Origin of the sequence: Vibrio profundum (genome assembly GCF_050337555.1) — a bacterium.
GTDB lineage: Bacteria > Pseudomonadota > Gammaproteobacteria > Enterobacterales > Vibrionaceae > Vibrio > Vibrio profundum.
The window spans coordinates 41,893-56,316 of the sequence record NZ_JAKJTA010000015.1 but is presented as its reverse complement, the minus strand read 5'-3'; the positions used below and the strand labels follow the sequence as shown (position 1 = coordinate 56,316).

Annotated in this window: 8 protein-coding genes; 2 read left to right on the top strand and 6 right to left on the bottom strand. The window is 45.1% G+C overall.

What is annotated here, in order from left to right; translation table 11 throughout:
• Window positions 1-325 precede the first annotated feature (325 nt).
• Window positions 326-1,417 carry a ketoacyl-ACP synthase III gene (locus tag L4C34_RS14980; protein ID WP_428790154.1) on the top strand — a complete coding sequence of 364 codons (1,092 nt, stop codon included), beginning with the start codon at window positions 326-328 and terminating at the stop codon, window positions 1,415-1,417.
• Between the two features lie 166 nt (window positions 1,418-1,583).
• Here L4C34_RS14980 and clcA read toward each other — a convergent pair whose 3' ends face one another.
• From clcA to L4C34_RS14950, 6 genes are all read right to left on the bottom strand, one after another.
• Window positions 1,584-2,972, bottom strand: coding sequence for a H(+)/Cl(-) exchange transporter ClcA (gene clcA, locus L4C34_RS14975; RefSeq protein ID WP_428790153.1), 1,389 nt, complete (start codon window positions 2,970-2,972; stop codon window positions 1,584-1,586).
• 584 nt (window positions 2,973-3,556) lie between these two features.
• Window positions 3,557-5,005 carry a decarboxylating NADP(+)-dependent phosphogluconate dehydrogenase gene (gene gnd / locus L4C34_RS14970; RefSeq protein WP_428790152.1) on the bottom strand — a complete coding sequence of 483 codons (1,449 nt, stop codon included), beginning with the start codon at window positions 5,003-5,005 and terminating at the stop codon, window positions 3,557-3,559.
• Between the two features lie 19 nt (window positions 5,006-5,024).
• The gene (gene pgl, locus L4C34_RS14965; protein WP_428790151.1) at window positions 5,025-5,741 is read right to left on the bottom strand and encodes a 6-phosphogluconolactonase; all 717 of its coding nucleotides are present in this window, start codon (window positions 5,739-5,741) and stop codon (window positions 5,025-5,027) included.
• Window positions 5,738-7,240, bottom strand: coding sequence for a glucose-6-phosphate dehydrogenase (zwf, locus tag L4C34_RS14960; RefSeq protein ID WP_428790150.1), 1,503 nt, complete (start codon window positions 7,238-7,240; stop codon window positions 5,738-5,740). The genes pgl and zwf overlap by 4 nt, the downstream gene beginning before the upstream one ends.
• Before the next feature lie 715 nt (window positions 7,241-7,955).
• Window positions 7,956-10,850: an HD domain-containing phosphohydrolase gene (locus L4C34_RS14955; protein WP_428790149.1), complete on the bottom strand. Its 2,895-nt coding sequence runs from the start codon at window positions 10,848-10,850 to the stop codon at window positions 7,956-7,958.
• A gap of 212 nt (window positions 10,851-11,062) precedes the next feature.
• Window positions 11,063-13,894, bottom strand: a complete 2,832-nt coding sequence (locus L4C34_RS14950) for an FAD-binding and (Fe-S)-binding domain-containing protein (protein ID WP_428790148.1) — start codon at window positions 13,892-13,894, stop codon at window positions 11,063-11,065.
• 166 nt (window positions 13,895-14,060) lie between these two features.
• Here L4C34_RS14950 and L4C34_RS14945 point away from each other — a divergent pair, with 166 nt between their 5' ends.
• A complete protein-coding gene (locus L4C34_RS14945; protein WP_428790147.1) occupies window positions 14,061-14,423 on the top strand; it encodes a VOC family protein in 363 nt (120 codons plus the stop codon).
• The last annotated feature ends 1 nt before the right edge of the window (window position 14,424 follow it).

Sequence of the window (14,424 nt, the reverse complement as noted above, 5' to 3'; positions counted from 1 at the left end):
GCTGTTGTAATTAATAGAATTATTTATTATCTGGGTTGTTAGTTACGACTTCGTTACTTAAATAAGGAGATGACAATGTTTTTGTATATTTAATTATTATGAGTAAATAAATATTTGTTATTTTTCCAAGTAAAAATATTCAATCATTATTGCTGTTCGATTTTTGTACTTATATTTCTTTGTGAGAGTTAGATCTATATTCATTTAATCGTTTACGTATTCGGTTGCGGCGTTTGAAATCTCAAAAATGACATCAACTTGGTGGTCTGTCTTCGAAGGGTCGTATACTAAACTTATTGAAAATCATTGGGGTGAAAGGAATCTAATGTTTAATCGTTATGCAGAAATTACTGGCTGGGGTAAGTGTCTTCCACCGGCGGTACTTTCAAATCAAGAGCTCAGCTCCGTTATCGATACGACTCATGAGTGGATTCATTCTCGAACAGGAATTGAGAAAAGGCGGATAAGCCATGTTAATACTTCTGAGCTAGCCACGGTCGCAGCCCAAAATGCAATTGCATGTGCGGGTCTCAATGCCGAAGATATCGAGATGATTATTGTTGCGACGTGTTCTGCGGACTCGCAATTACCTAATGTGGCGTCAAAAGTTGCCCAGAATTTGTCGATTCATAGTGCGGCGGCCTTTGATCTCAATGCGGCTTGTACAGGTTTTCTTTACGGCTTAGAAACCGCGACTCGTTTGATACAAGCAGGGAGTTATCGTCACATTTTGGTGATTGGTGCTGAGCGCCTCTCTTTCTATATCGATTGGAGTAAGCGTGATACCGCCGTTCTTTTTGGTGATGGAGCGGGGGCAGTGGTGCTGTCTGAAACGGATCAACAAGTTGGTTTGCAGCAGTGTAAGATTGGGTGTGATGCCGAAGGGCGAGATATATTGGCCGTTAGTAATCTAGGCACAGCGATGGATCGATTCTCTCCCGATAATGGTTTTTGGGAATTCGATTTTGTCGGCAAAGAAATCTTTAAGCGTGCAGTGAAAGGCATGGGGGCGGCAGCTCATCACGTGTTATCAAATGCTCAGCTTTCAACGGACGATATCGATATTGTGATTCCACATCAGGCAAATATTCGCATCATCCAAACTCTTTGTGATACTGCAGGGATAGATCGTGATAAAGCATTCGTCAATATTCAGAATTACGGTAATACCTCAGCGGCAACGGTACCGATTGCATTGTGTGAAGCAGTAGAGCAGGGTAAAGTACAACCGAATAGCACCATGTTAACTGCGGCTTTTGGCGCAGGTCTAACTTGGGGGGCTGGGGTGATTAAGTGGGGTGAAAGAGTTGCGCCGTTAGCCCAAAGTGATGCGAAGTTGCCAGAATGTACTCAAACAGCCCTTGAGTTGATGAAGCATTCAATGGAAATGTGTCAAAGTCGTCAATCGAGTGATTAGGTTGGATCGTTCTTCTTTGCGTTAGGTAATTCAGCATAATTTAACATTGGGTGCTTGAAGGCGACGTTGTTTCGGCAATGAAGAGGCGAGTATTTACAGAAACGAAAAAGGGCAGGAGGTCGCCTGCCCTTTTGCTACCCAGTTAAACTGGGTAGCAGATACGGAATTAGGAATATTCTTCCTTATGTAGCTTTTCCGCCTTTAGTGTGCGGTGCAACAATTGGCTGTAGATAGGTTTTCCGCCTAGCCACTGTGCAAAAATGACCGCGCCTAAACAAGTGGTCACTAGTGGCAAAATTAAGTAGTAGTTATTGGTCATTTCAATCACGAGCAAAATACCGGTAATTGGTGCTCGAACAGTAGCTGCGAATAACGCACCCATGCCCGCAATAGCAAACATACCCGGAGAGATATCTAACCCTGGCAACATGTGCTGCGCGGTTAAGCCAAATGCGTAGCCAAACAAGGTACCCAGTGCCAGCATAGGAGCAAAGATACCGCCCGGTGCACCAGAGCCAAAACACAACATAGTGGTCACGATGCGACCAATGAAGATAAGCAATAAAGCCGATGACGCGAAGCTACCACTGGTAATCTGTCGGATGAGCTCAGTACCGTCGCCTGCAAGTTGCGGAGCATACATTAGAGTTATGCCAAAAAATCCACCTAGCATTGCGCCTACGAACAGGAAGCGTGGTCGACCATTCTTATGGATGCGGGCAAACATGTCTTGAAACAGGGTGACTAGGCGGTTGAAGATGACACCAAATGCACCGAAGAAAGCACCAAGAAGTAGGAACAACCACAACGAGCTGAGACCCGGCGCATGGTATTGGGGTAAATCAATAACAGCATGTTGACCATTGATCGCTCGATAAACAATAGTTGCTGCCATCGAGGAGATAATGACGGTACGGATAGAAATTAAAGAATAGCGAAACTGAGGTCGCATCTCTTCAACCACAAACATGATACCGGCTAACGGCGCGTTAAATGCTGCGGCTAGACCACCCGCAGCGCCTGCTGCGAGTAATGAGTGACGCGTGTCTTCACACTTAATGTTGAAAAGGTCGGTGACCATTCTGCCAATTGCGCCACCCATCTGCACCGTCGGGCCCTCTCGGCCAAGTACCATACCAGCGCCTAGAGTACCTAAACCACCCAAAAATTTAACGGGAATAACACGCCACCAGCGCATTGGGCGAATGCCGTCCATTGCACCTTCAATTTCAGGGATCCCAGAGCCTGCCGCTTCCGGCGCGAATTTATGGACAAGATAATAGCCAACCAGTGCTAATAAGGCACTAATGACAAAGGCCGCTAGCCATAGAGGGACAACGTGGTGCAGTTTGGTACGTAACCAGTCGGTACGCGTATCTGCGATAAAATGAACGGCTAACTCAAAGGCTGTGCCGATCAAACCTGCCATAATACCCACTATGAGCGCCATTAACATGACGGACAGCGGCGTTTTTTCCTTAGAGAGAAACTGGTTCACCGTGTCTTTAGGTACGCGGGCGAGCAGGGATTGCATTAACTTCTCTCTTTTGGTCATTGTAGCAGGGGCCTTATAGCAGATATAAAAATGGAGATGACGATTATACTGCCGATTTTTTTCTGCGACAGAGGCAAAGTTGGAAATTTGATTTTCACTTATGGTAAGTCGTTATTTCGTTAATGGAAAAACATAGGCACAGTATGGCTCGCGCTCGATTCATCATAGGCTTAACTCCTCAAGGCGGAATTGAAGAATAGAGATGTCGCATGGTGGGCAGGGTGGGCAGCCCACTCGTGTCAATTTCATGTATATATTCGGTGCTTACCTTGAGTTTTCTATCAATTGAGCCATAGTTAAGGGGTAAGGCAATTTAGCCGACTTGCAGGGAGGGAATCTATCGCCTTGCATATAACATGGATGGATTCATACGGATAAAAATTTAGTTCCTCGTTTTTTGTTCAGCTGTTTTTACAATAAGCTGATTCGCGAACTCACGATTGAGTAACGAGGTAAAAGGCGTATCGTTTGATACGCCTTTTGTCATTCTGAACGCAAGTAAAATAGGTCAAATAAAATGGATAAAAAAAGGGCCAGAGTAATCTCTGGCCCTTTTTACGTTCGTGACTTATTGAGGCATATTGTTACACGTCGTAAGTCGTAGAAGCGGTATCGCCGCCGGTACCAGTCCAGTTAGTGTGGAAGAACTCACCACGCTCACGGTCGATACGTTCGTAAGTATGTGCACCGAAGTAGTCGCGTTGAGCTTGCAGCAAGTTAGCTGGTAGACGAGCAGTAGTGTAACCATCTAGGAAGGTTAGCGCTGATGTAGTACATGGCATTGGGATGCCTGTCTCAAGTGACTTCGCAGCCACTTTACGCCATGCAGCAAGACAGTTGTCTAAGATACCTTTGAAGTACACATCTGAACAAAGGAATGCTAGCTCTGGATCTGTTTCGTATGCATCACGGATGTTGCTTAGGAATGCAGAACGGATGATACAGCCACCACGCCACATTAGCGCAACGTTACCGTAGTTCAGATCCCAGCCGTTTTCGTTTGACGCTTCACGCATCAGCATAAAGCCTTGTGCGTAAGAAATGATCTTAGAAGCTAATAGAGCCTGACGCAGTGCATCAACCCACTCTTGCTTGTCGCCTTCAACTGGAGTGATGGTTTTACCGAACAGTTTCTCAGCCGCAACACGTTGATCTTTAAGTGCAGATAGGCAGCGAGAGAATACAGATTCAGAGATAAGCGTTAGCGGGATACCCAAATCTAGTGCGTTGATGCCAGTCCATTTACCTGTGCCTTTTTGGCCAGCGGTATCTAGGATTTTTTCAACAAGTGGTTCGCCATCTTCGTCTTTGTAGCCCAAAATATCAGCAGTAATTTCAACAAGGTAGCTGTTTAGCTCAGTCTCGTTCCAATCAGTGAAGACTTTTTGCATCTCGTCTGCTGTCATGCCCAAGCCATCTTTCATGAATTGGTAAGCTTCAGTGATAAGCTGCATGTCGCCGTATTCAATACCGTTGTGAACCATTTTCACGAAGTGGCCAGCGCCATCGTTACCAACCCAGTCACAACAAGGCTCGCCAGCGTCAGTTTTTGCAGAGATCGCTTGGAAAATTGGCTTTACAGCAGGCCATGCTTCAGGAGAACCGCCTGGCATGATTGATGGTCCGAAACGTGCGCCTTCTTCACCACCAGATACGCCAGTACCGATGAAGTGGATGCCTTTTTCTTTAAGTTCAGCAACACGACGGTTAGTGTCTGGGTAGTTAGTGTTACCACCATCGATGATGATGTCGCCTTTGTCGAGAAGAGGAACTAAGTTGTCGATGAATGCATCAACAACAGAGCCAGCGCGAACCATTAGCATCACTTTACGAGGTGTTTCTAGTTTTTCAACTAGCTCTTCTAGAGAGTATGCGCCAACAATGTTGGTGTCTTTTGCTGGTCCCTCTAGAAACTCGTCTACTTTAGCAGCAGTACGGTTATGGGCAACCACTTTAAAGCCGTGGTCATTCATATTTAGGATAAGGTTTTGACCCATTACCGCTAGGCCAATAACACCGATATCACCTTTCATTGTTTTCTCCATTAAATTTCTAGGCAATTTTACTTGCTGCGTGTAAATCTAGGTACCACTCAGTTTCACCGTTTGTCGAGTGAACTTTTGCTGCTGGGTAAGGAAGATCAGCGGCGGGAGTAGTATGAATTTCTTGTACGATGTCCGCTTTACCAGCACCGAGAACGAGGTAGCTAATACGTTTTGCTGCCGCCAGAGTTTTCGCCGATTTTGAAACGCGAACTTGTCCTGACTCTGGATGAGAAGCTACAATCGCTAAACGTTCATCATCGTAGTTTGTGTGACTTGGGAATAGAGAGGCCGTGTGGCCGTCAGCACCGACGCCAAGTAAGATCCAATCGAACACAGGAACACCATGCTCGCACGGAATAACGTCTGCCATTTCTTTTGCAAAGCGCTCGGCTTCGCCGTTTGGCTCTTTTTCACCTAGTATACGGTGAATATTGTCTGCAGGGATAGCGACTTTGCTAAACAACAGAGTGTTGGCTTCACCATAGTTGCTTTCACTGTCATCGGGAGCTACACAACGCTCATCGCCCCACCAAAAGTGAAGATTCTGCCATTGGATAGAGTTTGCGAAATCTTGCTCTGCTAGGCGCTTAAACAACATTTTTGGCGTGCTGCCACCTGATAAAGAAATGTGGACAGCTTGGCCAAGTTCACTCAGGGCTTTTAAGTTATTAGCTAACGTGTCGACGACCTGTTGAGGCGTATCAAAAATCTTATGATTGATCATAGTTCGCAGTAATCCGTGTCAGTTAGGTTTTTACAAGGGAAGCGCCACTCACGGCCATCTCGTTGTAGTAGTTGGTCAGACTCTTTTGGCCCCCAAGTACCACACGCGTAGCCAAACAGTGATTGTGGGTCTTGTTTGAAATCAAGGATAGGCTGAACGTATTTCCAACAAGCTTCAACGGCATCGCTACGTGCAAATAGGGTTGCGTCGCCATTTAGCGCATCATGCAATAAACGTTCGTACGCGGTAAGCATTTGAGTTTCTTTAAGTGAATCGTAGTGGAAGTTCATTTTCACTTCTTTGGCGTTGAAGCCAGCACCTGGTTCTTTTAAACCAAAGCTCATCTGGATGCCTTCGTCTGGCTGAATACGGATGATCAATTTGTTTTCAGGTGCATCAATACCAAACACTGGATGAGGTGTTCGCTTGAAGTGAATCACGATCTCTGTGACACGAGTTGGCAAGCGTTTACCAGTGCGCACATAAAATGGTACACCATTCCAGCGCCAGTTATTAATGTAGGCTTTTACACCAACATAGGTCTCGGTACGTGAGTCATCAGCAACCCCTGACTCTTCACGATAGCCCGGAAGAAAATTGCCTCGTACATCTGAACCAGTGTATTGACCTAATACTAGGTTATTACGTAGGTCACCTTCTTCTAGTGGTTTTAGACATTGAAGAACTTTTACTACTTCATCTCGCATGGAATCAGCGTTAATTTGCGCTGGTGGCTCCATACCGACCATCGCTAACACTTGTAGTAGGTGGTTTTGGAACATGTCGCGCACCGCGCCCGAACCATCGTAATAGCCACCGCGTCCTTCAACACCTAAGTGCTCTGCACCCGTGATCTCGATATATTCGATGTAGTTGCGATTCCACAGTGGTTCGAACATGGCGTTGGAAAAGCGGAATACCAATAGGTTTTGTACCGTCTCTTTACCTAAATAATGGTCGATGCGGTAAATTTGATGCTCTTCAAAGTGCTCATGGATGGATTTATCCAGTGAGCGCGCTGACTCGAGATCGTAGCCAAATGGTTTTTCAACGATCAGGCGTTTCCAACCGTTAGACTCATCATTGAGGCCGTGTGCTGCAAGGCTTTGTGGAATAACGCTATAGAGGCTAGGAGGAGTCGCAAGATAGAAGAGGGTATTACGTGATTCAAACTGATATTGAGCAGAGATTTCATCGAGGCGATCCGCTAATCGTTTGTAGTCATCGACGTCAGAAGTGTTAATAGCTTGATAATGCAGATGTTCGACAAATGCATCTAACGTCGCAGGCTCGGTATCTTCCATTTCTTGCAAAGAGTGTTTGAGCTTCTCTCGGTATGAGCCGTCACTATATTCTGTGCGGCTTACGCCTAAAATAGCAAAAGATTTTGGCAGCTGATTACTGGCGTAAAGGTGGTACAAGGCAGGGATCAACTTGCGGTAAGTCAAATCGCCAGAGGCACCGAATATTACGACGCTGCTGTTTTCGGGTATTACCATCATCTTTCCTTTGAGTGCGATTACTGGTGCGCTAACTGTATCAGCGCGAAAAAATTTCGGTATTGGAAATCGCCTATTAAACTAATCGGTTTAAACTATGAGTTTAAACCGATTAGTACTAAAGTTTACTATCGTGATACGGATCACTTCCAACATAATGGTTATTGTCTACGACAATTTGACATACATCAATAGCTAACGAAGCAATCGATTAAATAATGTCTGTTTTCGACTGTGATTTTTTATACTGATGTCGAAGTAATATCATTGATTTTATTCTAGTTATTTTGATATTTTGGAGGCTTATTTTGGGGTGTTTTCTCAATGTAAATGTTTGATGTGTCATTTACAATGTGAAGAAGAAAAAGTGAACGGTTGGCAGCTTGATATAACGCTGCAGGGAAGTAACGAAGAGGCAGCGTCTGGCAGAGAACACCAGCAATAGACGAGGACCGCTTTTGGATAAACCGTGACGACAGAAAACTATACAGCGTTCTCTTTGTTCGTTATCCTTGGCGCACTTGAAGTTGTGAGACAGCAGTTGAGGTGAATGATTCACTTGTTGTCTTTATGTATGTCCTTGATATGAGAGATGATATCGTGAAAAATAAGATTATGGCCAGCCTGCTGGGTATGTTCGTACTAATGGTTATTAGCGGGTCTTTTTATATGACTTATCATGTGATTCTTGGCTATTAGCCCGTCAGCTAGCCCCTTAACTCCATTTTTTCTTAATGTATTCCTTAACTTTATGGATATGACCTTCTCTGTCTATCTCAGACATTTGCTCTGGATCTAGAAACATTTCTGCGTAGTCTTGATCGACTTCTTGTTCTAAGAAGATGAGGTAGAGTTTGGGGTCAATATGGCCAGATGTCGCCATATGGGTCATGATCTCTATTGATTCAGTAAGTGATTTGGCTTTTTTATACGGTCGATCATTGGAAGTCAGCGCCTCAAACACGTCAGCGATTGCCATTATTCGTGCAGGAATGGATAATTGCTCCCCCGTTAACGCTCGTGGGTAGCCTTTACCATCCATTCGCTCGTGATGACTTCCTGCAATTTCTGGGACATTCTTAAGATGCTCTGGGTAGGGTAAGAGTTTGAGCATCGTAATGGTTTGGATGATGTGATCATTGATGATAAAGCGCTCTTCCGCATTGAGTGTTCCCCTTCTTATTGACAGGTTATATAGTTCGCCGCGGTCGTACTTCACTTCACCCGGCTTAAGAGTAAACTCCTCGTTCCAGATATCTTGTGGCGCCATGTCTTGAGGCCACGGTACTTGATGTGTCGTTTTATCATCCAGCAGGCGTTCTTGGCTTGGAAGTGAGCTTGTTTCTCCGGCCCGAGCTTTTTCAATCCACGAAATACCTATTTGGTCATCGAGAGTGCGTGTCCATGTGCGTTCGCTTATTTGTTCCAGCTTGCTGATGTCCTCGTCCGTCATAGGTCTATCGCCCATGTTGCATTCGGCGATAAAGACGAATTCATCATCGAGTTGCTGCAATTTGCAAACTAATTCGTCATCTAATTGGTCCTTATCTGCTCCTTCCGCAATGGCTTTCCAATAGTTGCGCTGTTCTTGCATTTTTATCAGCTCAAAACGCATTCTAATCTCGTGAATCCGGTCATAAATCGTTTCGAGTTTGGTCGCTTTATCAATCACGTATTCGGGGGTAGTGACTTTGCCGCAATCATGTAACCAAGATGCAAGGTGTAGTGTTTCCCATTGCTGGCTCGACATACCAAACTGAGGGAAGTGCAAGTCATCATCTTGCGTTGCTTGGGTGAGCATCTTGGTTAGCTCAGGAATACGCTGGCAGTGGCTGCCCGTGTAGGGCGATTTTGTATCAATGGCCGAAGCAATCAGCTCAATGAACGCTTTGAGCATTTGTTTTTGTTGCTGCATCTGATCGATGTTTTCTTTGGCGATTTCAGCAAAACTCAATAGTTCTTTTAAAAAGGCGTGTTTATCTTGCTGAACATCAGATATCGCGCGCTCATATCCGAGTGTAAGTACGCCAACGAGCTGCCCTTGTTTGTTGAGTAATGGGAACAGGTACAAATCTGAGTTGTATAAGATGTCGCTATAGGGAGACAGAGCATTATCGGTTTTGTGAAAGTGTATGACTTCACCTTGGCTAAGTTCTGCGGTGCTCCACGCGGTGCTAGAAAGCAATTCATTGATGTCTATCTTAAACGGGATTACAGAATGATTCGCGGCTACGGAGAAGAGTTTCTCTTGGGTATCGTAGCTGTAAAGCATAATGGTTTCTGCTTTAGTCACTAAATAGCTCTGACGAGCGATGGTCTTCGCCAATAACGAGAAATCTTGATTGCTGGCGGTTTCTCTGAGCAGGCGAAGGAGATCGTGCAGCGTGTGCTCCATCAATTCAATAGAACTTGTGAGATCCGCGACTTCTTTGATACGGCTTCTCGGATAGCGAGTCTTTTGAAAATCAAAGCGGGCGATGTTGTCGGTAAATTTCACCAAAGTTTGTAGGGGAGCCGCAATACGATTAGCGACAACCCAAACGACAATGCAATAGAGCGCCAGAATTGAGAGAGCCACCGTGACTTGATTGTTTCTCATCATCAGCAGGTTGGTAAGCAGATCCTCTTGCGGCGTAGCTTCCGCTAGCAACAGTCGAACATTGTTACCTAGTTTGACTGGTGTCAGAGAGACAGACCATTCGATTCCATTTCGACGCACATGTTCATACAAAGACTGCCTGCTATTTCTATTTAGTACGGATTTAAAGATACTCCGTTCTAATGATGACTCAATTTGACTTGGCGAATGTGACAGATCGACGGCGAGTTGGTGGTGCGCCAACAATTGAAAAGATTTATCAAACAAGGCAACTTTTGAACGTGGCGAATAGCCGATGATGGCTATCTGTTTTGATAGTGCCGATAGAGTAAAATCAGCGCCGACGACAATTTTTCCATTTGTGGAACGTTTAGACAGAGTTATGCCGTTGGTATTGAGGTAATAGAAGGGGTAGGGTTCTGTTAAATGAATCTCACCATCTTGTTTACTATTGGCATACCAAGGACGAGTTCTAGGGTCATATTGGCTATCATTTGATTTTTTGTATCCGATTCTCTTGAAGTTAGAATCAAAAAAAAACTGTTCGCCTAACCCAAGTTTTTTTCCTTTTGGAACTTTACTGCGAGTGAGTAGTAAAGAAGCATTGTTGGGAGCGGAAAAGTGTTTTCTTTCGGCATCGCTGCGTAGTGGTCGCATTAAAACCATCTCACCACTGGGTTTGGCATAGAACAGTGCGGATAAACTCGGGTTTCGTTTGAAAACTAGATCGATTGTCGCCAACCAACGTTTGTTTTTGGCCGGTAGTTGCTTGTTCTCGATGACTGGGCTCAGCGCAATGAAATCTAAGGTGGTGAATAATGCGGCGGCTTTCTGGCGGAATGCTGATTCTAATTTTTGACTGTTTTCGTGACTTAACTCATTGACACTATTGGCAAGTAAATCTTGGGAGTATCGATAGCTTATGGCGATAAGTATCACACCGATCAAAGTGGTCAACACTAAAAAAAGGCTAGTGATGTGGATACTTAACGAATATCGACCTTTTTTCATGCTTTCTCCGCAAGAGAATAAAGTCTGTTAAGTATTGTTCAATCTGACGATGATGCAAAATTTGCTGCAGGAAAGGAAAAATTGAAGCTAATCAGTTTACTCAGTGAGCTTAGCCCTGCGTAAACTGATTAGTTAGGAGAAGATAAACTCGAATGATAATTTACCAGCTATTTAGCCTCATTCTGGGTTCAAACATTTGAGAATAACGTCGTTTATTCGCAAGTTTGATCGACCAAATACAAGATGGACTGATAAGTTATTCCGCTATGGTGAGACAGACCGATTTCGCAGGTGCGGCTATTACTAAATCCTTTAGTACAACCTGCAGGGACTTGTTGTTTGAGGCATTGAAGTGCCGATTGATTTAATTCCGGCGTAGTAAAGCCTTTGTCGCCTGCCCAGCCACAACATTGGATATGCTCGGGGACAACGACTTTCTCCGCGCAGCGTTTAGCCAGTGACACCATGCTTTGCTCTAGTCCCATTTTTCTTGCGCTGCAAGTAACATGCAACATGATGGTCTCTCGTTTGGGTGTAATGGATAAGTGTTCGAGCAAAAACTTGTCGACAAATTCACTTGGCTCAAACACCTGCATTGAACTGGCTATTTGATTTCGGGCTCGATGAGTGCATGGGCTGGTGTCGAATAACACAGGGTAGGTTCCTTGCTTTGACGCTTCCCACAGCGCCGTTTCTAGTTGCAGTAGTTTACTATCTGCTATGTTTGTCATTCCTTTGCTATCGTACGGCATGCCACAGCAGAGCTCACTCACAGTCGCTGGAATGATAGGCTCGAATCCCGCCTTACCAAGTAGTGACAATGTCACCTCGGTAAGTGAGCGTTGATCAGTGTCTTGGGAAGATGCACCCATAGCCCTGCTGGCGCAAGATGGCAGGTAGACGACTTTTTTATTTTTTGAGTTTGAATGCCGAACGGGAGCTGCGGCCGAGTGGCAGTTTGATTGTGGGAGCTCAGCTAACCAGTGTGGGCTTCTGCCTTTAGTGATAGCGCGTGCCCCTTTGGAGAGGCAGCTCATCGTTTTGTCGCCAATTAAACGGTTGAGAACTCGATTAATCTTCAAGCCCGCTTTCATTACTTTTTCACAGGTAGAAAAATGGTCTGCACTCCATTGGGCAATCGGGATCATCTTTTGATATTTGGTTTGCCTAAGCTTTTTCACCAAATTTCCCGTATTAATCCCAACTGGGCATCTATCGGCGCAGAGTCCGGTCGCTGCGCAGGTATTGATACCTTGATATTCATAGGCTTTTTGTAGTGCTTGTAATTCTTCACTTGCCCCCTGACGACGGAGGCTTTCCAACTCTCGATATAAGACAATGCGCTGTCTTGGCGTTAATGACAGAGTGCGGGAAGGGCAGACTGGTTCACAGAAGCCACATTCTATACAGGGATCAACGAGTGGATCGGCCGCCGGCATAGGCTTCAAATTCTTAATGTAGGCTTTGGCATCGCTATTGATGATGACCCCCGGATTTATCAGGGCATCGGGATCGAACAATTTTTTGATTTTCTGCATCAATAGGTAGGCGTCCTTTCCCCATTCAAGCTCAACGAATGGCGCCATATTTCGTCCGGTGCCATGTTCAGCCTTTAGAGAGCCTTGATATTTAACCGCGACTAACTCACAGACCTTTTCCATTAATTGTTGATATCGCTCAACCTCGCTCGTTTGTTCAAAGCTTTGCGTGAAAACGAAGTGCAAATTACCTTCTAGGGCGTGGCCAAAAATAATCGCTTCGTGATAATTGAATTGAGTAAATAAGGCCTGTAAATCACGAACGCCTTCAGCAAGGTGTTCAACAGGGAAGGCAATGTCTTCGATAATGACAGTGGTTCCCACGTCACGTATTGCCCCCACCGCTGGAAATAGGCCTTTTCGGATACCCCAAAGTTTTGCGCTGGCAGAGAGTTCAGAGGTAAACGGTACGGATTCCACGAGTGAAAATGGTGTAATTGTGTTGAGGATTTTATGGCATTTATCTTCGAGTTGCGCTGAGTCTTCGGCGTGTACTTCTAGCAGTAAAGCGCAGGCTTCCATATCAAGGTTGCGAATAAATGATGGCATGCCGGTTTTTTCCGAAACCGATTGTAGCGACCGCCCGTCCATTAACTCGACAGCGGTAACCCTAGTTTGTGCGAGCGCCGTCACTGCTAAGCTTGCTTGCTCTATATTGGCAAACACTAGCAATGCTGATGCTTTATGGGTGTAATCCGGTACGGTATTGTAGGTCACTTCGGCGATAAATCCGAGCGTGCCCTCCGAGCCAATCATTAAATGCTCAATAATTTTAATCGGGTCTTGATAATCGATTAGAGCATTGAGCGCATATCCCGTCGTGTTTTTCAGCCGATACTTGTGTTGGATTTTTTGAGTGAGCGCAGTATTACCGATGGTTTGCTGGTGAAGCTGCCAGATTCCTTCAACTAAATCAGGTCTGGCTAACTGAAAACTAGCGATGCTGGCTTCGCTGTTTGTATCTAGCTGTGTTCCATCGTTGAGAACAACTTTCATACTCTCAACCGTGTGGTAGCTGTTTTGCGCTGTACCACAGCACATACCACTGGAATTGTTTGCGGTAATCCCGCCTATTTTACAGCTGTCAATGGAAGCAGGGTCTGGGCCAATCTTGCGTCGATATGGTGCTAAGTATTGATTAGCATGCGCGCCGATCACTCCAGGTTGAAGTGCTATTTTCTCTCCATGGTCGATAATCTTATGTTGGCGCCAGTCATCGGAAAGCGTGATGAGAACGGAATCAGACAATGCTTGCCCAGATAAGCTGGTTCCTGCCGCTCGGAACGTAAACGGCAGTTGGTGTTTCTTACAGCAACGGATAGTGAATATGACTTCCTCAAGAGTATTCAAGCGCAACACGAGTACCGGGATCAATCGATAGAAACTCGCATCAGTACCATAAGCTAATCGTTGCTCGGGGGCTGTGAAAATGCGTGTTGCGTCGATGTGAGTGAGTAGCTCTTGCTGTAATGCGTGATACTCGGCTGGTAGTGCTTGGCTGGTCATTTATTCTCCGGAGGGGATTGATATTAGGATATAGGATAGGAAGTGAGTGCAAATCAGCTCTAGACTAGTAGTATCATGATAAGGTAGACGAAGATGTGATCGGTAAAAGAAATATGGTGAAACTTACCGTAACCAATTGTTTATATGAAGATTAGTGGAGGCGTGAATGCGGCGTGAAGAAAAACTAAACTATGTTGAGTTTCCGGCTCGCAACCTAGAGGCAACGAAGTCGTTTTTTTGTTCAGCGTTCGACTGGCAGTTCGTTGACTATGGACCGGAATATAGCGCCTTCTCAAATCAAGGTCTCGATGGTGGCTTTTTTCAATCCGACTTGTGCAGCCAAACTTCAAACGGTGCAGCATTGTTGGTTTTCTATAGCATGGACATTCAGGCAACCTTAGCCAAGGTGGTTAATGCGGGTGGTGTTATTGTTCGACCTATATTTGAGTTTCCGGGTGGATGCCGATTTCATTTCACTGAGCCCAGTGGTAATGAGTTTGCTGTGTGGTCTGAATCAGACCACAGTTAAA